Below are 18,978 nucleotides of genomic sequence, written 5' to 3' on the forward strand. Positions count from 1 at the left end.
AGAAAGACCTTTGTGATTTTAAAAATTTTGTAAATCTAACAGCAAAATATTTAAAATATTATTAATAAAAAACTCTACATTAAATTTAGTAATAAAAATTTTTAAGAAATTTAAATTTTATATGCTTTTGGATAAAATCACGCAATCAAAAAATAGGAAAAATTTATCATGAAATATGAAATAATCGTCGTTGGCGGCGGACATGCTGGCATTGAGGCAAGTCTTGCGGCTGCTAGAATGGGCAAGCAAACTTTACTTATCACTATCTTAGCCGAGCAAATAGGCGCTGCAAGCTGCAACCCAGCCATCGGAGGCCTTGCAAAAGGGCATCTTGTAAAAGAGATCGACGCACTTGGTGGTCAAATGGGGCTTACAACTGATGCTGTTGGTATCCAGTTTCGCGTGCTAAATGAGAGCAAGGGCCCAGCAGTACGTGGTAGCCGCGCTCAGATCGATATGGATAGATACCGCGTTTATATGAGAAATTTGCTTTTAAACACGCCAAATTTAGAAATTTCTCAAGAGATCGCCACTGAAATTTTAAGCCAAAATGGCGAAGTAACTGGCGTTAAAACCCACCTAAATAACATCTATAACGCAAAAAAGGTGATAATCACCACTGGCACATTTTTAAACGGGCTAATTCATGTTGGATTTAACAAGCTAGAAGCTGGCCGTGTGGGCGAGCTAAGCGCAAAGGATCTAAGCTCTAGCCTAAGAGAGCTTGGGTTAAATTTAGGTAGGCTAAAGACTGGAACATGCCCAAGGATCGATGCAAAAACGATAAATTTTAAAATTTTAGAAAAGCAAGATGGCGACGCAAAGCCAGTTGCATTTAGCTTTAGAACTAAAAATTTCTCCCCAACGCAGCTGCCATGCTACATCGCCTATACAAATGAAACCACGCATGAGATAATCCGCTCAAATTTCGACAAAGCACCACTTTTTACAGGTCAGATCGAGGGCATTGGGCCAAGATATTGCCCTAGTATAGAGGACAAGATAAACCGCTTTGGCGACCGCGACAGACACCACCTTTTCATAGAGCCTCAAACACTTGAAGCTACAGAGTACTATATAAACGGCTTTTCGACTAGCTTGCCTTATGAGGTGCAAGTGCAGATGCTCCGCTCCGTAAAGGGCTTTGAAAACGCCAAAATCGTAAGGCATGGATACGCTATCGAATATGACTACGTCGAGCCAACACAGCTAAAACATAGCTTAGAGACCAAAAAGGTAAAAGGTCTTTATCTAGCTGGACAGATAAATGGCACGACTGGATACGAGGAGGCCGGCGCTCAAGGGCTAATGGCTGGCATAAATGCAGCTCTTTCACTGGATAATAAAGAGCCACTTGTCTTGCGCCGCGATGAAGCTTATATTGGTGTTTTGATCGACGATCTTGTGACAAAAGGGACAAAAGAGCCATATAGGATGTTTACGAGTAGGGCGGAGTATCGCTTGCTTTTGCGTGAGGAAAATGCCATTTTAAGGCTTGGTGGATATGGCCATGAGCTTGGACTTATTGATGATGAGACTTTTAATGAGATCGAAAATATAAGAAGAAATTTAAAAGAGGGGCTGGAGTTTTTAAACGAGACTCAGATCACGCCAAGCAAGGCAAATTTAGAGCTTTTAGCAAGTCTTGATGAAGAGCCGATCAGCCAAAACGTGAGCCTTCAAAAGATAGTCGCTAGAAAGAGCTTTACGGCTGAGAAACTAAGAAAGCTTGATGAGAGATTTGTAAATTTAGACGATGCGAGTATGGATCAAATTTTAACCGAGTGCAAGTATCAGCACTACATCAGCGAGCAAAAAAATCAGATAGAAAAAATGAAAGATATGATGGATGTGAAAATTCCTGAAAATTTCGACTTTAGAAGCATAAGCGGACTTAGCAACGAAGTGGTCGAAAAGCTTGAGAAATTTGCCCCGCCAACGCTCTTTGCGGCGAGTGAAATTTCAGGTATCACGCCAGCAGCGATCGATATCTTGCATATCTACATAAAGATGAGCGAGAAAAAGGCTTAAATTTAAGCCTTTTATGGTTTTAAAATTTAAAACAAAGCTTATCATTTTTAATAGTTGTTATTTATAATTTTTTAAGATTAATAAATTTTATTATAAAAATTTTCTATTTTCCGAGAGCTAAATTAAAAATTTTTTATCTTAATGTTTAGATATTAGATCAAATTTCTCTTTTATAAAAAGTTTAAATTTACGATATATAGGTACTTTTAGATAAATTTATCTCAAATTTTGGTGTAAAAAAAGCTTAAATTCACTTTATTTTTACAAACTATATTGTGAGATTATAGTTTTTTAATTTTTTGAGAGTATAATCGTTTAAATTTTATTTATAGAAAGGAAATTAATGTCAGTAAAGCAAGAAAGACGAAGCTTTATCGGCCTTGCGTTTGGTGCCGTGGCAGCTGTTGGTGGCGCGATGTCACTAGTTGCCATGAAAAAGACCTGGGATCCGCTTCCAAGTGTAAAAGCTGCTGGTTTCACAACAGTTGATCTAAGTCCGATCAAAGATGGCGAGATGAGACAGGTTGAGTGGCGTAAAAAGCCTATTTTCATCCTCAAAAAAAGTCCTGATATGGCTAAAAATGACAAAAGAGATGTTGTCGTAGGGGATGCTAGATACGTAGTTCTTATCGGACTTTGCACGCATCTTGGCTGTATACCTGAGTATAAAGCAAGTAAACAAATGTTTGTATGTGCCTGTCATGGCGGCGAATTTAATGCCGACGGAATGCAAACATACGGACCTCCTCCAAGACCACTTGATATACCACCATTTAAGATCGATGGAACCAAGCTAGTTCTAGGCGAAACAAGCCCAGAATACGAAAAATTAGTAGCAAAAGCTTAGGAGGATAGCAATGTCTTTAGCTCATAAATCAACTGGCGTTATTGACTGGCTTGATCAACGCCTAGCTTTTACAAAACTTATGAAGGTTCTAGTTAGCGAATACTGGATACCAAAAAATATAAATTTCCTTTGGGCAATGGGCGTTATTTTAACAACGCTTTTTATGCTCTTAATCGTTACTGGTTTTTTACTTTTAATGTATTACAAACCAGATGTAAATTTAGCATTTGATAGTGTAAATTATACTATCATGCAAGAGGTCGAGTATGGCTGGCTTTGGCGTCATATCCACGCAGTTTCAGCTTCTACGATATTTCTTATTATGTATATTCACTTGCTTACTGGACTTTACTATGGTTCATACAAAAGAGGCAGAGAGGTCATTTGGATAAGTGGTATGGTGCTATTTATCTGTTTTTCAGCAGAGGCATTTAGTGGTTATATGCTCCCATGGGGACAGATGAGCTACTGGGCGGCAACTGTTATCACTCAGCTTTTTGGCGGTGTACCAGTTATTGGTGATGCTTTAGTTGAGTGGATTAGAGGCGATTACGCAGTTGGCGACTCAACACTTACTAGATTTTTTATGCTTCATGTTTGTCTATTGCCACTTGTAACGATAGCTGTTTTGGTTATTCACTTCTACTCTTTAAGAGTTCCGCATGTTAATAACCTGACAAGCGAAGATATAGACTTTGAAGTAGAGGCACAAGAGTATCTACACGGTGATAGAGCGAAATCTAAAGTTATACCATTTTGGCCAGGATTTTTAGCAAAAGACTTTATGTATGTATCATTCTTTATGATATTTGTCATCTATCTTGTTTGCTATCACTTCAACTTTGCAATGGATCCTATCAACTTTGAGCCAGCAAATCCACTAAAAACCCCACCACACATCTACCCAGAGTGGTATTTCTTGTGGCAATATGAAATTTTACGTGGCTTTTTCTTTGATATAGCTGGAATTTCTGCTTATAACATCGGTCTTATCGCATTTGCATTTGCAGGTGTTGCGTTTATGCTTATACCGCTTTTTGATAGAAGTGACCTTGTGGCTCCAGCTCACAAAAGACCACTATTTTTTATATGGTTTTGGGTCTTAGTTATCGATCTTATCGTTTTATCTATATATGGCAAGCTCCCAACAGGTGGTTATAATGACTGGATAGGATTTTATTCATCATTGCTATTCTTGTTCTTATTTATAATTGCATTGCCAGTTATAACAATACTTGAAAGAAAGAGGGGCTAATCATGAAAGAGCTTAAAATTTTTGCCATTGTTGTTATTCTTTCAGGTGTTTTATATTGGGGTATCGAGCCTTATGCTCACACAAAGCTTCACCCTCATACTGCAAATGCTGAGTATAACTTTTCAAAAGAAGATACTGACTATGCAAAGCACTTTTTAGAGCAGAAAAAAGAGGCGCTTGAGGCTGCAAAAGCTGGCGGCAACAAAGCTAGCATAGAAGCGGCTACAAAAGATGTCGAGACAGCACAAAAAATTCTTGATGACTATACAGCATTTTGGAATGACATTAACTCTATTGATCTTACAAAAGGTGACGCTACAAAGGGTGCTGATACTTTTGTAGCAGCTGGATGTACAGGATGTCACGGTATAGAGGCAGCAGGTATGCCAGCTGGTATGGATGCTGAGACAGCTAGTCAAAGCTTTGGTGTAGTGCCACCAGATCTTAGTACTGCTGGTAAAATTTATGACGATAAATTCTTAGCTGCACTCATTAAAAACCCAACTATGGCTTTAAAACTAACTCATAAATTTAACGACGAGCATCCATTCCCGATGACCGCATTTATGGGTGCTGGTGGTGATATAAATGCTGAGACTGCCGATATAGTAGCTTATTTGAAAAAGGTATCTGTTGATTATGAAAAGGCAAATAATAAGATCACTGAAGAAAAGGTTTTCGCTGATGCATGTCAAAGATGTCATGATATAAAATATGACAAAAAATATGCATTTAGCAACAAAGTAAGCCTTGCTGCTTATATGGGCTCAAACCCACCTGATCTATCGATGATGATCCGTTCAAAAGGCGATGAGTATTTACATAAATTTATAAACGATACTCAAAAGATGCTACCAGGTACCGCAATGCCAAGAGTTGGTTTAAATAAAGCCGCTGAAGACGACGTGGTAGCTTATATCCAAAAAGTAGGCGACAAGAAGAAGGCTGAGCGCGAGAGCACAGGGCTTTATGTCATGATCTACTTCTTTATATTAGGAATTTTTGCTTGGCTTTGGAAACGCAAAGTTTGGAGCGAACTGCACTAAAATTTAAGAGCCTCTTTGGCTCTTAAATCCTCTCTGGTAAATTTACATATATAAATAGGTATTTTTTAAATTAGTTTTTGTAAATTTGATCAAATACTCTTACAAATTTTAAAATCTTACTCACTTGCCTTAGTAGACTAATAAATTTAAGTCTTGTAGTCACTCGTCACTAAATTTTTAATTTTTTAAACCTGTGCTAAGTACAGCAACCTCTAACGTGCGAGGGGTTTTTACTTCGACTTTGTCTCGTAACTGCAAGCAGACAGGGGATTTAAAAAGGGGGATAAGGGGACGGCTTCGTAATTTAAATCCCCTCCCTTTTGAATAAAGTTTTTAAATTTAAAGTCTATATTTTTAAAAATAGAAATTTACTATTTTGCAAATTTTAAAACTTTCCCTCACTTGCAAGAATTGACTACTGATCTAGGTTTAGCAAGGCTTGCCACTAAAATTAAAGCCGAAATTACTCGTTTATGAAATTTTAAAAATTTGCCTAAAAACCTAAAGCAGTAGTATGCCTATGCCACCATGTAAGCTATGAATGCACAAGCGTTTTGGTAGAAATATAGAAATATATACGAGTTCAAGAAGTCACCCCAGGTAAATAAATTTATTTTAAGCAAATCACTCACCAAAACCCACCAAATTTCACAGAAATAGTAAAATTTAACTCCGCATCAAGCCTATTTAAAATTAAATTTCCTTGGCGATCTTGCTCATTTTATTGAGCAGTTTTTCACGTTCATTTGGCTTTAGGTTGCCGTATTGAAGCTTTGTTATCATCTGCATGAAGTCAAATTGTTTAAACATTTGCGCATCGCTTTTTAGCTCTTTTTCTAGCTGTTTATAAATTTTTTCAGTCTCTTTGTTTGCTTTTTCTAAATTTTGTAAAAAGCTTCCAGTTGCGCTCATATCAAGGTCGTTTTTTGCAGCTTTATCGATGACATTTTTTAGATTTACTAAATTTTCAGAAATTTTCATCTACATTTCCTTTTGGATTTTAAAATTTAGAGCAAATTTTATTCCTAAATTTTCTCCCACCACTTTTCCCTAGGCTGATTTTGTGCGGTGAAAACTTCTCCGATCATCGGCGTTGCGTAGTTTAGCTCAAGGTTTGTCGCTGCCTTTTCAAAACGCTTGATCGGCTCATCCCAAGCATGATAAGATAGATCAAATTTGCCCCAGTGCACCGGTACACCAAGCTTTGCACCAAGATCTTTTAGTGCTTGCGCCGACTCCTCTGGCCTCATATGCACGTAAGGCCAGCCATCGCCATAAGCACCATTTTCGATAAAAACTAGATCAAAGGCGCCAAATTTCTCATTTATCATCTTAAAATGCTTGCCGTATCCGCCATCTCCGCTAAAATAAAAGCTAAAGCCAGTCTCTTCAATCGCCCAGCCACCCCAAAGCGTCGTATTTCTTTTAAATGTGCGCCCACTAAAGTGCCTTGAAGGACAAAACGTGAAGTTTAAATTTCCTATTTTTTGCTCACCAAACCAGTCAAACTCATAAATTTTGTCTTCATCAACGCCCCATTTTACAAGGTGAGCTTTTACGCTAAGTGGCACTAGAAATTTGCAAATTCTATCTTTTAGCTCAAGGATCGTTTTATGATCAAGATGATCGTAGTGATCGTGCGAGATGAGGGCGATGTCGATCACATCTGGGTAGTCACTAGCGGTGATAGCATGCTCATAGGTAAAGGGCTTACCGCCAATTGGCAGTGGAAATGCTCGGTGCAAAACTGGATCTGTGATGATGATTTTATCATCAAGCTTGCATATGAGGCTAACGTGCCCAAGCCAGATAAATTCTCCATTTTTCAAGGCATTTGCGTCAAATTTTAAATTTGGCAAAGGCTTAGTTGGTAGCTTGCCTTTTGGTGGAAAGAGTGCTTGCGGAATGTAATTTAACATAGATGCTTGTGGATTATTTTTTACCATATTAATCGTTGGCTCTAAATTTATAAAAACTTTGCCGTTAAAATTTGGTGAAGCCTTTATTAGCTTTTGGCTTTTAATATCTGGCACGCCACCAAAAACTGGAGTAAATTTCATAAAAATAAAAACTGCAACAATAAACAAAACTATAACTATAAAAATTCCCATAAAAAGCCTTTTAAATTTAAAGGTCGGATTATATTTTAGATTTTTAAATTTCAGTTTTATTTAATTAACCAGAGCTTAAATAATTAACTTATAAATTTAAAGTTAATTAGGATGTTTTTACTCTTTATAGGAAAATTTTATTAATAAATATTATCCTTTAGCAAATAAATATACCTAAAAATCGATATTAAATAGATAATCTTAAAAATATATAAAATAAAAATTTAATTTTAAAAATACAAAATTTGTCAGATAGATGACGGAATTTATTCATTGTAAGTTATAGAATTATTACAAAAATTAGGAAGGAGCGTTTGAGATGTTAAATAAAAATTTAACTATCTCTATTTTGGTGACTAACCATCACTTTAAAAGTGAGCAGGGCAGTTTAGCCTTGTTTAATGGGAGGAATTTATGAAAAAACATAAATTTGTGATTGCCGATTATAAACGCTGTATAGGATGTGCAACCTGCATGGCTGCATGTTTTAAGAGCGCTTATGAACGTGGCAAGCTGTCACGTGCAAGGCTAAGTGTGCTAAGAGAAGCTACTGGCGTTATGCCAACTCAGTGCAGACAATGCGACGATGGTCCTTGTGCGAATGTGTGTCCAACTGGAGCGTTGCGATTTAATGATAATTGCATCGAACTCCATGAGGAAATTTGTATAGGCTGTAAGATGTGTACGATCGCTTGTCCTTACGGTGCGATAAGCTCAAGTGCGGAGCTTATGCCTTCAGTAAATTACGCTGTCGAGCCAAAGTATAACCTTGAGATAGAGTCACAATCAGGCGCAAAAAATATCGCTGTTAAATGCGATATGTGCTTTGGTCGTGAGAACGGACCAGCTTGCGTTGATGTCTGTCCGACAAGTGCTCTTGTTATGATTGATCCAGAAGAGGGCAAACATAAACTTGGCAAGAGGATAGACTATGAAGCAGCGAATAAATTTGCTACTAAAATTTTAAACGGACAAGGAGCATAAGATGACTACGGTTTATATGCTATTTCTTGTAAGTGCCGTCGTTAGCATCTTGCTTTATTGTGCTCCAAAGGCCGCTGTAAAGGTTGGTTTTGGACTAAGTGCTTTAAGCTGTTTTTATGCGATGTGTCACTTTGTTGCAAATATGGGAGTAAGCGATAGCTTCGCTCTTATGGATGGCTTTTTGTATTCGCCAAAATTTGCGCTAAATCCACTTGGAAATTTCTTTAGCTTTGTCGTTGTTTTCATAGGATTTGCAAGTAGCGTTTATGGTATGAGCTACGCTGAAGAGTACATCAAAAAAGCAAACGTTGGCGTATTTGCATGTTTGTTTAATACATTTATCCTTTCAATGCTTCTAGTAATTAGCGCTGATAATGTATTTTGCTTTGTTGTTTTATGGGAGCTTATGACTCTTATTTCATCATTTCTTATCATCGTCAATGATGGTAAAAATACACTTAAAGCAGTTATGGTATATCTTGGCATCGCACAAATCGGTGCATTTTGTATCACCTGTGGTTTGCTTATCACAGCCTACTATGCAGGAAGCTTTGACTTTAGTGCATTTATGGGCGTTAAGATGCCATTTGGCGCTTCTGTTGCTGTATTTATACTATTCTTGGTTGGCTTTGGTAGTAAAGCTGGTATGTGGCCATTCCACGTTTGGCTTCCACAAGCTCACCCAGCAGCACCATCAAACGTTTCAGCCCTTATGTCAGGCGTTATGATTAAAGTTGCTCTATTTACGCTAGTTAAATTTACACTTTACCTACCACTTAGCACATATTTTGGACTTACAATACTCGCTCTTGGTGCAGCTAGCTCACTATTTGGTGTTTTATACGCTCTTTGCCAACACGACTTTAAGGCTTTGCTTGCTTACCACTCAGTTGAGAACATAGGCATCATCTTGTTAGGTCTTGGAACAGGTATTTATGGCGTTGCAGCTGGAAATTTAACGCTTGCAGCAGTAGGTTTTCTAGCAGGTTGCTACCACGTAGTTAACCACGCTATATTTAAAGGCTTGCTTTTTCTTTGCGCTGGTTCAGTTATCCACGCTACTCATACACAAAATATGGACATCCTTGGTGGTCTTGCTAAAAAGATGCCATGGACAAGCCTCGGTATGTTTATAGGTATCATGGGTATCGCAGCTTTACCTCCAGTAAATGGCTTTGTTTCAGAGTGGTTTACATATCAAGGTATGCTTCAAGGTGCGATGGGAGAAGGAACATTAGTTAGATATGCATTTACACTTGGCGTCGTAGCTCTTGCGCTAACAGGCGTTTTGGTTGGTATGCACCTTAAACTTTACGCTGTTATCTTTGCAGGTACTCCAAGAGATCAAAAAATTTGGGAAAATGCTAAAGAGAGTCCGATAGGCATGGTTCTTGGTATGATCATCCTAATGATAGGCTGCGTTGGCTTTGGCCTTGGCGCAAACTACATAGTTGATTACATCATGCAAGCTGTAAATTCTATCGCTATAAGCGACTATAAAGCTAGCCTTGGAGCTATAAATGTAACTTCACCAATAGGCAGTATGATCTCAACTCCATTGATAGCCTTGGTTCTTTGTTCAACAATGATTTTGCCATTTATCATCCTTGCTGTTATGAAAGCAAACAGAGATAAACCACGCGAGACTGATCCTTGGGCATGCGGCTTTAAATATAGCTCACGTATGCAAATGACAGGTGGACCATTTACAGGCGATCTTAGAAAGATCATGCAATGGCTATTTAGAGCTGATAAAAAGATCATTACTAGAAATTATTTTGATGCGGTTGAATATCACAACCATCCAAAAGATATCTGGTGGGGGATGTTTTATGAGCCAGTCATCAAATGGTGTATGAAATTTGCCGATAAACTAGGCATCGTTCAAAGCGGATATACAAACATATATACACTTTATATCCTAATTTATCTTTGTGCCATACTTGCTGTGGGCTACTTTTTAGTTTAGGAGACGAAAATGCAAACTATACTTTTAATGATATTTCAAGTAGTCGTTATCGTTTTGGTAGCTCCTTTGTTTGATGGTATGGCAAGAAAACTAAGGGCTAGACTTCAATCAAAACAAGGTAGCGATTTCTTTCAAACATATCGTGATATTATAAAACTCTTTAGAAGAGGAAGAACCGTCCCTGAGTGCTCTCACTGGGTATTTAGATGGGCTCCATTTTTCCTTTTTGCAACTTCAGCTGCAGTGCTAGCTGCTATACCTATAACATATAGCAAAGACACTGTTTTTGGAGCATATTCAGATATATTTGTGATCCTTTATCTTGGCGCATTGCTTAGATTTGTATTTGGTGCAGCTTCGATGGATAGCGGCAACCCATTTGCAGCAACAGGCGGCGGCAGGGAGCAAATGCTAGGCGTATATGTCGAGCCAGTTATGATCATGTGTCTAATCGTAGTAATGCTTGCAGCTAAAACATCAAATTTAATTGAGATCCAAGAGATGGTAAAAACTGGTGTTATCGGATATCAAATCCCAAGTTTTGCCGTAGCTTCTATCGCATTTTTATGGTGCATGTATGTTGAGACCGGTAGAAAACCATTTGACGTAGCTGAAGCTGAGCAAGAGCTTCAAGAAGGCTTACTTGGCGAGTATGCAGGTAGCGACCTTGGTTTAGTTCAAGCATCACTTATATTAAAACAGTTTGCTATGATCGGACTTTTCCTAACTATATTTGAGCCATGGAATTTTAGCAATCCTTTCTTAGCTATTATCGTTTTTGTGATAAAAACTGGAGTATTTTACGTAGCGGCTGTCTTTATAGACAACTTTGGACCACGCTTTAAAATGACTTCATCTTTACGCAAAAATGCACTTGGTGCACTTGCTATCTCGTTTGTTGCACTAACACTTTATGTAGTAGGAGTGTGAGATGCAAACACTTGATATTTTAGCCATTTGCATGATCGTAACTTCGCTTGCGGTTTTTGGCCTTAGAAATTTAAAGCTATCTATCATCGCTTATGCGGTTGAGACATTGCTTTTAGTTAGCATATTTTTCTTGCTATCTGAGAAATTTAACGCCGAACAGCTCAAAACTTGGGCGATCGTTGCATTTTTTACCAAAGTTTTACTTGTGCCAGGAATTTTATTCTGGCTTATCAAAAAACTTGGCGTAGTTAGCGAAGATGAGCCAGTTGGTGGATTTTTTGTAAGTCCTGTTATTGCTATGGGATTTTCTCTAGCTCTTTCAATGAGTATCCACCCTATATTTTTAAAATTCTCTCTTATCAAAGAAGAGATCATGCTAATCGCAGCTGGAACGGTCTTTATGATGGGAATTTTTGGCTTCATGCTAAGAAACTCATTTATAAAACAAATTCTAGCTTACTGCTTGTTTGAAAACGGTATCCACCTAAGCCTTGCTCTAATGGCTTATAACTCACATGAGTTAGTCGAGCTTGGAATTTTAACAGATGCGATATTTGCCGTTATTATCATGAGCGTCTTAGCGATTAGATTTTATAAAGCTTATGATAGCTTAGATACTTCTAAAGCTTCAAATTTAAGGGGTTAGAGATGGATAGTTTAGCTTTAATACTTATCTTACCGCTCCTTGGTGCTTTGGTCTTGTTTTTGAGTCCTAAAAATTATGCGGTATTAAGCGGACTTCACGTTTTGTTTTCTGCTGCGACATCGGTGGCTTTACTTAACAATGTTCTTAAAGTCTTAAGTAGCGGAACTTTTTATAGTTTTGATAAATTTTTGTTTTTAGATAGCTTAGGCTGTGTTTTCTTGGTGCTTATCGCTGTAACTGGATTTATAGTAAATTTCTACTCTATCCACTACATGAGATGGGAGCTTGAAGACGGACACATCCACTTAAGCGATCTTAAAAAATATTATGCACTAAGCCATGTATTTATCTTTACAATGACTTTAAGCGTTATTTGCAATAACGTTGCGTTTATGTGGGCTGCTATCGAGGCTACAACTCTTGCTTCAGTATTTTTGGTTGCTATTCATAAAGATCAAAAATCAACAGAGAGTGGTTACAAATACATCGTTCTTTGCTCAATCGGTCTAGCATTTGCACTTTATGCGACTGTTCTTTTATATTCAGCCACATTTAGCACTCTAGGAGATGGCGAAGCTTCTATGCTATTTTCAAGCATAATGGCAAACGCTAAAAATTTAAACCCAGATGCGGCAAAACTTATCTTTGTATTTGCTCTAATTGGTTTTGGTACAAAAGCTGGTCTTGCTCCAACTCACACTTGGCTACCAGACGTTCACGCTGAAGGTCCAGCGCCTATCTCAGCTTTGCTTTCAGGCGTACTTTTAAAATGTGCGATGCTAGCACTTTTAAGATACTACGCTATCACAGCTCAAGCAGTTGGATTTAGCTTTGTTGAGGGCATAATGATCGTTTCAGGAACTATCACTCTTTTTGTGGCGGGATTTTTCCTAATCAGACAACACAACGTAAAAAGAATGTTTGCATACCACTCAATCGTTCACATGGGTGTTATCGCATTTGCACTTGGTGTTGGCGGTAAATTTGGTCTATTTGCAGCGATATTCCACTGCTTGGCTCACAGCTTTACAAAAGCTTTGGCTTTCTGCTCAACAGGCAATATCGCAAGAATTTATGGCCACAAAGATATGAGTAAGATGGGCGGCATGGTTAAGATCGCGCCTATTACCACTATAATGTTTGGCGCGGCTGTTTGCTCACTAGTTGGTGTTCCAGCATTTGCTATATTTGTTAGTGAATATAACGTCTTTGTAGGAGCTATCACAAGCGGTCAATACATCGCAGTTGCGCTATTTGCTATTGCACTTGCAGTTATTTTCATAGCTGACTTTGCACACTTTAACATGGCAAGCTTTGGTGAGCCAAAAGGTGTGGTTGTTCATAATAAAGAGATGAGTTTGTTAGAGAATTTACCTCTTATAGCACTTTGTGCCCTTATCATAATCTTTGGCGTATGGCACGTAGATAGCTTTTATACGCTAGTAGATAACGGTGTTAATATAATGATGGGAGCTTTAAAATGAGAGGCGATAAATTTGTTGAAATCCTAAAAACCAAGGTAAAAATTTTAGAAGTAACTCGTCAAGCAGACGATCAGATCACAGTTTTGGTTGATAGAAATGATCTTCCACTAGCTGTTAAAACACTTTATTATGATATTGGTGGCTTCATAAGCACGATGATACCAAATGACGAGCGCCAGATAAATGGTAGCTTTGCTCTTTATTATGCTCTTTCAATGGAAGGTAGCAAAATGACTGAAGCGGATGACTTTGCAGCTGAGGATAAGTGCTTTATCACTGTTAAAACGCTTATTCCGGGAAGCGATCCGACATTTCCATCTGTTACTCCGCTAGTGCCAGCTTGTGTTTGGTACGAAAGAGAAGCTTATGATATGTTTGGCCTTGTAGCCGAAGGTTTGCCTGATAAAAGGCGTCTAGTTTTAAGTGATGACTGGCCAGACGGACTTCACCCACTTAGAAAAGATGCGATGGATTATCGCTACCGCCCTGATCCAGTTGATCACAGAGATGAGCCTGATACTGAGTTTTTGTTCCCAACAGGTGACGCAGTAGTTGATGTGCCACTTGGACCACTACATATTACTTCAGATGAGCCAGGTCACTTTAGACTTTTCTGTGACGGCGACGAGATCATCGACGCTGACTACCGCCTCTTTTATCAACACCGCGGTATGGAAAAGCTAGCTGAAAACAGAATGAACTATGACCAAATGGGCTATCTTGCAGAGCGCGTTTGTGGAATTTGTGGTTATGCTCACGCTATCGCTTGTATCGAAGCAGCAGAAAAAGCTATCAAGCTTGAAATTCCACTAAGAGCTCAAGCTATACGCGTCATCTGTCTTGAGATCGAGCGTCTTCATAGCCACCTTTTAAATATCGGTCTAGCTTGTGAGGTCACTGGTAACTACAACGCTTTCATGCACATCTTTAGAGTTCGTGAGTACTCTATGGAGTTAGCTCAGCTAGTAACTGGCGGACGTAAAACATACGGCAATGTCGTTATGGGTGGCTTAAGACGTGACATGACAAACCAAGAGATCAAAAAAGGCATCGAGATCATAAATAAACTTGACGTTCAAATTTCAGAAATTTGGGACGCAGTTATGGAGGATAAACGCCAAATCGGACGCTGGAAAGGTGTAGGTATCTTAGACCGCCAAATAGCACGTGACTTTAGCCCAGTTGGTCCAAATATGAGAGGCTCTGGCTTTAAACGCGATAACCGCTACGATCACCCATACGACTTTTTCAAACAGATAGAATTTGAAGTAGCAGTTGAGCATGGTTGTGACGTTTTTGCTCGCGAGATGGTTAGATATAAAGAGCTAAAAAGCTCTATCCACATCATCCGCCAATGCTTTGAGCTAATGCCTCAAACTCCGATCATGATCGATCCTGTGACTATGATCAAACCTGAAAATTTTGCACTTGGCCATGATGAAGCACCACGCGGTGAGAACGTCCACTGGATCATGCAAGGCAGCGCTCAAAAAGTATATCGCTGGAGATGTAGAGCGGCTACTTATAACAACTGGCCAAGCCTAAGGTATCAATTTAGAGGAAACAACATAAGTGACGCTGCGCTTATCGTTTGCTCACTTGACCCTTGCTACTCATGCACTGAGCGTGTTACATTAGTCGATGTAAGGACTAAAAAGAGCAAAATTTTAACAGAGAAAGACCTTAAAAAATTCTGTCAAGATGGCGGGGTTAGTAAAAAGGATTTAAGATGATGAAGTTATTTGACATCACAGAAAAATATGGAAAGGCGACATACGCCTATCCATTTGAGCCATATATTGTTCCTGAAAATTTCCGTGGTCAGCCAAACTATACATACGATCTTTGCATAGGTTGTGCAGCTTGCGGTATCGCTTGTCCTAGTAACGCAATAGAGCTTAAGATGAACGAGGAGCAAACAAAGCTTGTTTGGGAATTTGACTGTGGGCGCTGCATATTTTGCGGACGCTGCGATGAGGTTTGCCCAACTGGAGCTGTAAGACTTAGCGATAGCTTTGAGCTTGCGGTTAAATTTGACAAGAGTGCTCTTATACAAAGGGGTGAGCTTGAGATGCAAACTTGCAAATGCTGCGGTAAGCCATTTACGCCAAAAAGGCTTATAAATTTCACCCTTGAAAAGCTTGGCACAGCAAATTTACTCCCAGGCAGACTTGAAGAGGCAAAAGACTACCTTTATATCTGCCCAGAGTGCAAGAAAAATCAATCTGCTGAGAGGCTAACAAAAGGCATTGAGGAGGCTATAAAATGAGTCTATATCAAGTCCCAGAGGACATAAAAACAGCAAATGATCTAACTGCAAAGCTAGAGCATCTAAAAAATATCAAAAGAAGCTTTAGCGTTTATAGGATCGACTGCGGAAGCTGTAACGGCTGTGAGATAGAAATTTTTGCAGCTATTACGCCGATGTGGGATCCTGAGCGTTTTGGTTTTAAACTTGTTGCAAACCCAAGACACGCTGATATTTTGCTTTGCACCGGTCCTGTAACAAGACAGATGTATTATCCACTCCTTCGTGCTTATGAGGCGACCCCAGATCCTAAGATCGTGGTTGCTCTTGGCGCATGCGGAAGCAGTGGCGGAATTTTCCACGACGCTTATAGCGTTTGGGGCGGCATCGATAAGATAATCCCAGTTGATGTCTATATCCCAGGCTGTCCTCCACACCCAGCAAGCATTATTTACGGTCTTGGCATGGCTCTTGGTATTATCGATCAAAAACTTCATAAAAAAAGCTATGAGGAAGATAATACATTGCCACCTTCAGTTGAGAAGTCTGTTATAGGCGATATTTTATTTGAGCGTGACTTGCAAGCTGAAAGCAGAAGGCTAATGAGCTATATCTTTGGTAGAATCCTTTTTGAAAAATATATGAATGCTATCAAATGTTCAAAAGATGTCCATGACCCAAGCATTTCAAGAGAGGCTGTGCTTACAGCTATCAAAAAAGAAGAAGATCCTAGATATGCTGAGTGCATGGGGCTTTTGCATAATGATGTCTATCTAAAATATGCAAAAGCTGATAAAAGCTTTGCGATAGACGTTGATAGCGAGGTTTGGAGTAAGAGATGATACAAGTTTATAAGCTTACAAAAAGGCATATGGACGACAACGATAAGCTTCCACGCGAGCTAAAGGAGATAAAAATTTTCTCCACTTGCGTGGGACACGGCGTTGGCACAATAGACTTTAGTGAGAAAATTTTAGAGCTAAGCGATGAGGAATTTGACGAGATGATCAAAAACTCAGGCGAATACGTGAAATTTAAGATCGGAAATTTAAGCAAGTATTTTGAAGTTGAGATTTTTGCCGAGCATATCGCTAAACTCTTGCCACAGCTTTGTGAGTGTAAGCTTAAAGAAATTTTGGCAAATTTAAAAGAGGGATATATCGTGCTTAGGAAGGACTTTTGATGAAAAAAGCCATCCTTTGCATTGGTAATCCTATGCGTGGCGATGATGATGTGGGTAATGAAGTAGGTCGCATTGTAGAAGCTGAGCTAAAAGAGTGGAAGGTCTTTTTTGGGCAAGATGTGCCTGAGAATGAATTCTCAGCTATTAGAGAATTTGCGCCTGATATCTTGATAGTAGTCGATGCGATGAGCGGCTTTGATGAGGATAAGATAGAGTTTTTTGACCTAAGTGACGATAGAGACTACATCTACTCAACTCACAATCTACCAACGCCAGTACTCTTAAGCTATTTGCGAAAAATTTGCCCAAAGACGCTTTTTTTAGGCATTAGCGTCTTGCTCGAAAATGTCTTAAATTTTGAAGAGGGACTAAGCGAGCAGGCTAAAAAAAGTGCCAGAAAAGCTTTTTTGAGAATTGTAGAGATTGATAAAAATTTAGTCGGTTAAATTTAGTAAATAGCTAAATTTAGTCTTTTTGGTTGCTAAAGGCAAAATTTGCTTTTAATCGCAAGCATTGATTTGACTTTAGTGATTTTGTAAAGTGTTAAACTTTGGTCGCAAAGATGAGCTTGGCTCATGTGCGAGATTGAAAATAAAAAGGAGAATGTGATGTTAAATCCGGCAGAAACCGCTCAAGCGGTCTCAAGCTCTATGGAGCATAAGGCTCATATGCCACTTACTAGTATTATCTTCCTTGCTATCATGGCTGGAGCTGCTATTGCTATGGGTGATATTTTTTGGGCTCACTCGACAGTTGGTATGGCTGAAAATCAGTCTATTGGCCTTTCAAATTTTATCGGCGGTATCACATTTAGCTGTGGTCTTATGATGGTTGTTTTTTATGGTGGACATCTTTTTACAAGCTCTGTTTTAAGTGGTGTTAGCGCATATGAAGGAAAGCTAAAACTAGGTAAGACTATCGGATACTGGGCTATCGTTTGGATATTTAACTTCGTTGGTGGCGCATTGATCGCTTATATGTACTACTATTCAGGCTTGCCACTAAAGTATGATGGCTACATCTTGCAGCACTTTATACCAGCTGGTATTGGCAAGATCACAGCACCATTTCATGAGCTATTTATCCGCGGAATTTTTTGTAACGTCTTTGTTTGTATGTCTATTTGGACTGCGACAAGTGAGAGCAATCTATCTGGTAAATTCTTTGCCATTATGTGGATGATCGGCGCATTTGTGGCTTGCTCAATGGAGCACTGCGTGGCAAATATGTTCATAATCACTGAAGCCATCATCTCAAAAGCTCACTATATAGCAGCAAATGGTGGAGATATCGCTGCTGCAGCTGCGGCTCTAGGACATGGCATTACGGCTGAAAAACTAGAAGTTTTAAACTGGGGAAATTTCATCGGTAAAAACTTAGTTCCAGTTACACTTGGTAATATCTGCGGCGGACTTTTCTTTGTGGGGTTAGTTGGCTTTATGGCAAATAAATTCGATATGAAGAAAAAAGCTTAAAAATTTTAGTCTTTGCTTCTTGGCAAAGACTAATCCTTTAAGACTACTCTTTGCTAGCTATTATAAAAATTTTTGGTTTTTAGTTTGTGTAACTTTCAAGTTTTTCATAATCAATTATTAAAAACTCGTGTGGTGTGATCTTTCTTATGATGTCATCTTTTATAAGCTCATTAAAAGCAGTTGAAGCGCTTTGGCGTTTGAGCCCCACAAAGCTTGAGAGCACTTTTAGAGAAAATGGTAAAAAGACATAATGATAGCCATTTTGTTTTAGATCCTGCTCCTTTGCAAGCTCGATCAAAAAATTTGCAATCCTGCCTTTTGCATCTTCAAAAAGTATGGATTTTATGATTTGGCGTTGCACGATCACTGCATTTAGCACAGCTTTTAAAATTTCATCTGCGACATTTGAATTTGATAAAATTTCACTTATTTCGCTTAAGTTTATGGAGTAAATTTTTGCGTCTTCTAAAATTTCAAAAGCACAATTATCATCAAGAACAGCAATGTTATTTGATTCCAAATGATAAAGGATAAATTCCTCTCCATCTTCAAAAAATGAGAGCTTTGCACAGCCACTTTTTAAGATGATGATCTTGATCTCTTCGGTGTAGATTATGCTTGTTTTTGGTAGCTCTTTGTACTCAAATTTATCAAGCTCATTTTGAGTTAGGATCTTTGTGATTTGTGTTTGCAAAAGACCTAGACGTGATTTTTTCATTTTTCTCCCAAAAAATGTATAGAGCCTGATTTTACTTTACAAAGCATTTAA

The 18,978-nt window shown here is 38.6% G+C and carries 18 protein-coding genes; 15 read left to right on the forward strand and 3 right to left on the reverse strand.

Translation table 11 applies throughout. The features are described from left to right. Nucleotides 1-168 precede the first annotated feature (168 nt). The 4 genes from mnmG to CYP64_RS03545 all read left to right on the forward strand — a co-directional run bounded on the left by mnmG (nt 169) and on the right by CYP64_RS03545 (nt 5,179). On the forward strand, nt 169-2,031 hold the full coding sequence (mnmG, locus tag CYP64_RS03530) for a tRNA uridine-5-carboxymethylaminomethyl(34) synthesis enzyme MnmG (protein ID WP_103648700.1): 1,863 nt from the start codon (nt 169-171) through the stop codon (nt 2,029-2,031). A 343-nt stretch (nt 2,032-2,374) separates the two neighbouring features. Then, nucleotides 2,375-2,878 (forward strand): ubiquinol-cytochrome c reductase iron-sulfur subunit, encoded by a 504-nt coding sequence (gene petA / locus CYP64_RS03535; RefSeq protein WP_103648701.1) that lies wholly within the window; start codon nt 2,375-2,377, stop codon nt 2,876-2,878. 10 nt (nt 2,879-2,888) lie between these two features. Further along, nucleotides 2,889-4,133 (forward strand): cytochrome b, encoded by a 1,245-nt coding sequence (locus CYP64_RS03540; RefSeq protein ID WP_103648702.1) that lies wholly within the window; start codon nt 2,889-2,891, stop codon nt 4,131-4,133. 2 nt (nt 4,134-4,135) lie between these two features. Further along, nucleotides 4,136-5,179 carry a c-type cytochrome gene (locus CYP64_RS03545; protein WP_103648703.1) on the forward strand — a complete coding sequence of 348 codons (1,044 nt, stop codon included), beginning with the start codon at nt 4,136-4,138 and terminating at the stop codon, nt 5,177-5,179. A gap of 693 nt (nt 5,180-5,872) precedes the next feature. On the opposite strand, the gene CYP64_RS03550 is transcribed toward CYP64_RS03545, so the two are convergent. Both CYP64_RS03550 and CYP64_RS03555 read right to left on the reverse strand, forming a co-directional pair. Next, complete coding sequence (locus CYP64_RS03550; RefSeq protein WP_103648704.1) at nt 5,873-6,160, reverse strand: hypothetical protein; 288 nt, start codon at nt 6,158-6,160, stop codon at nt 5,873-5,875. Between the two features lie 44 nt (nt 6,161-6,204). Continuing rightward, a complete protein-coding gene (locus CYP64_RS03555) occupies nt 6,205-7,290 on the reverse strand; it encodes an MBL fold metallo-hydrolase (RefSeq protein WP_103648705.1) in 1,086 nt (361 codons plus the stop codon). Between the two features lie 414 nt (nt 7,291-7,704). Between CYP64_RS03555 and CYP64_RS03560 the strand changes: the two genes are divergently transcribed. The 11 genes from CYP64_RS03560 to CYP64_RS03610 all read left to right on the forward strand — a co-directional run bounded on the left by CYP64_RS03560 (nt 7,705) and on the right by CYP64_RS03610 (nt 18,209). Continuing rightward, nucleotides 7,705-8,274 carry a 4Fe-4S dicluster domain-containing protein gene (locus CYP64_RS03560; protein WP_021091760.1) on the forward strand — a complete coding sequence of 190 codons (570 nt, stop codon included), beginning with the start codon at nt 7,705-7,707 and terminating at the stop codon, nt 8,272-8,274. A 1-nt stretch (nt 8,275) separates the two neighbouring features. Continuing rightward, nucleotides 8,276-10,243, forward strand: coding sequence for a proton-conducting transporter transmembrane domain-containing protein (locus CYP64_RS03565; RefSeq protein ID WP_103648706.1), 1,968 nt, complete (start codon nt 8,276-8,278; stop codon nt 10,241-10,243). A 9-nt stretch (nt 10,244-10,252) separates the two neighbouring features. Continuing rightward, a complete protein-coding gene (locus CYP64_RS03570; RefSeq protein WP_084041928.1) occupies nt 10,253-11,173 on the forward strand; it encodes a respiratory chain complex I subunit 1 family protein in 921 nt (306 codons plus the stop codon). A gap of 1 nt (nt 11,174) precedes the next feature. After that, entirely contained in the window at nt 11,175-11,819 is a 645-nt protein-coding gene (gene hyfE / locus CYP64_RS03575) for a hydrogenase 4 membrane subunit (RefSeq protein WP_103648707.1), read from the forward strand. A 2-nt stretch (nt 11,820-11,821) separates the two neighbouring features. Continuing rightward, nucleotides 11,822-13,303, forward strand: coding sequence for a hydrogenase 4 subunit F (locus tag CYP64_RS03580; protein ID WP_021091695.1), 1,482 nt, complete (start codon nt 11,822-11,824; stop codon nt 13,301-13,303). Beyond that, nucleotides 13,300-15,036, forward strand: coding sequence for a hydrogenase large subunit (locus CYP64_RS03585; RefSeq protein WP_103648708.1), 1,737 nt, complete (start codon nt 13,300-13,302; stop codon nt 15,034-15,036). The genes CYP64_RS03580 and CYP64_RS03585 overlap by 4 nt, the downstream gene beginning before the upstream one ends. Then, entirely contained in the window at nt 15,033-15,572 is a 540-nt protein-coding gene (locus CYP64_RS03590; RefSeq protein WP_054197155.1) for a formate hydrogenlyase complex iron-sulfur subunit, read from the forward strand. Before CYP64_RS03585 ends, CYP64_RS03590 begins: the two co-directional genes overlap by 4 nt. Then, nucleotides 15,569-16,393, forward strand: a complete 825-nt coding sequence (locus CYP64_RS03595) for an NADH-quinone oxidoreductase subunit B family protein (protein ID WP_021091627.1) — start codon at nt 15,569-15,571, stop codon at nt 16,391-16,393. The genes CYP64_RS03590 and CYP64_RS03595 overlap by 4 nt, the downstream gene beginning before the upstream one ends. Then, the gene (locus tag CYP64_RS03600; RefSeq protein WP_021091884.1) at nt 16,390-16,734 is read left to right on the forward strand and encodes a formate hydrogenlyase maturation HycH family protein; all 345 of its coding nucleotides are present in this window, start codon (nt 16,390-16,392) and stop codon (nt 16,732-16,734) included. Before CYP64_RS03595 ends, CYP64_RS03600 begins: the two co-directional genes overlap by 4 nt. After that, complete coding sequence (locus CYP64_RS03605; protein ID WP_021091859.1) at nt 16,734-17,180, forward strand: hydrogenase 3 maturation endopeptidase HyCI; 447 nt, start codon at nt 16,734-16,736, stop codon at nt 17,178-17,180. The genes CYP64_RS03600 and CYP64_RS03605 overlap by 1 nt, the downstream gene beginning before the upstream one ends. 162 nt (nt 17,181-17,342) lie before the next feature. Next, complete coding sequence (locus tag CYP64_RS03610) at nt 17,343-18,209, forward strand: formate/nitrite transporter family protein (protein ID WP_072594540.1); 867 nt, start codon at nt 17,343-17,345, stop codon at nt 18,207-18,209. Between the two features lie 79 nt (nt 18,210-18,288). Here the strand turns inward: CYP64_RS03610 and CYP64_RS03615 are convergent, their stop codons facing one another. Beyond that, complete coding sequence (locus CYP64_RS03615) at nt 18,289-18,927, reverse strand: Crp/Fnr family transcriptional regulator (protein WP_103648709.1); 639 nt, start codon at nt 18,925-18,927, stop codon at nt 18,289-18,291. Nucleotides 18,928-18,978 lie beyond the last annotated feature (51 nt).

The sequence above is a fragment of the Campylobacter concisus genome (assembly GCF_002913945.1).
GTDB lineage: Bacteria > Campylobacterota > Campylobacteria > Campylobacterales > Campylobacteraceae > Campylobacter_A > Campylobacter_A concisus_P.

What these genes read in the sequence shown, in the direction of transcription:
- mnmG (WP_103648700.1), top strand. Translation starts at nt 169, where the DNA reads ATGAAATATGAAATAATCGTCGTTGGCGGCGGACATGCTGGCATTGAG.
- petA (WP_103648701.1), top strand. Translation starts at nt 2,375, where the DNA reads ATGTCAGTAAAGCAAGAAAGACGAAGCTTTATCGGCCTTGCGTTTGGT.
- CYP64_RS03540 (WP_103648702.1), top strand. Translation starts at nt 2,889, where the DNA reads ATGTCTTTAGCTCATAAATCAACTGGCGTTATTGACTGGCTTGATCAA.
- CYP64_RS03545 (WP_103648703.1), top strand. Translation starts at nt 4,136, where the DNA reads ATGAAAGAGCTTAAAATTTTTGCCATTGTTGTTATTCTTTCAGGTGTT.
- CYP64_RS03550 (WP_103648704.1), bottom strand. Translation starts at nt 6,160, where the DNA reads ATGAAAATTTCTGAAAATTTAGTAAATCTAAAAAATGTCATCGATAAA.
- CYP64_RS03555 (WP_103648705.1), bottom strand. Translation starts at nt 7,290, where the DNA reads ATGGGAATTTTTATAGTTATAGTTTTGTTTATTGTTGCAGTTTTTATT.
- CYP64_RS03560 (WP_021091760.1), top strand. Translation starts at nt 7,705, where the DNA reads ATGAAAAAACATAAATTTGTGATTGCCGATTATAAACGCTGTATAGGA.
- CYP64_RS03565 (WP_103648706.1), top strand. Translation starts at nt 8,276, where the DNA reads ATGACTACGGTTTATATGCTATTTCTTGTAAGTGCCGTCGTTAGCATC.
- CYP64_RS03570 (WP_084041928.1), top strand. Translation starts at nt 10,253, where the DNA reads ATGCAAACTATACTTTTAATGATATTTCAAGTAGTCGTTATCGTTTTG.
- hyfE (WP_103648707.1), top strand. Translation starts at nt 11,175, where the DNA reads ATGCAAACACTTGATATTTTAGCCATTTGCATGATCGTAACTTCGCTT.
- CYP64_RS03580 (WP_021091695.1), top strand. Translation starts at nt 11,822, where the DNA reads ATGGATAGTTTAGCTTTAATACTTATCTTACCGCTCCTTGGTGCTTTG.
- CYP64_RS03585 (WP_103648708.1), top strand. Translation starts at nt 13,300, where the DNA reads ATGAGAGGCGATAAATTTGTTGAAATCCTAAAAACCAAGGTAAAAATT.
- CYP64_RS03590 (WP_054197155.1), top strand. Translation starts at nt 15,033, where the DNA reads ATGATGAAGTTATTTGACATCACAGAAAAATATGGAAAGGCGACATAC.
- CYP64_RS03595 (WP_021091627.1), top strand. Translation starts at nt 15,569, where the DNA reads ATGAGTCTATATCAAGTCCCAGAGGACATAAAAACAGCAAATGATCTA.
- CYP64_RS03600 (WP_021091884.1), top strand. Translation starts at nt 16,390, where the DNA reads ATGATACAAGTTTATAAGCTTACAAAAAGGCATATGGACGACAACGAT.
- CYP64_RS03605 (WP_021091859.1), top strand. Translation starts at nt 16,734, where the DNA reads ATGAAAAAAGCCATCCTTTGCATTGGTAATCCTATGCGTGGCGATGAT.
- CYP64_RS03610 (WP_072594540.1), top strand. Translation starts at nt 17,343, where the DNA reads ATGTTAAATCCGGCAGAAACCGCTCAAGCGGTCTCAAGCTCTATGGAG.
- CYP64_RS03615 (WP_103648709.1), bottom strand. Translation starts at nt 18,927, where the DNA reads ATGAAAAAATCACGTCTAGGTCTTTTGCAAACACAAATCACAAAGATC.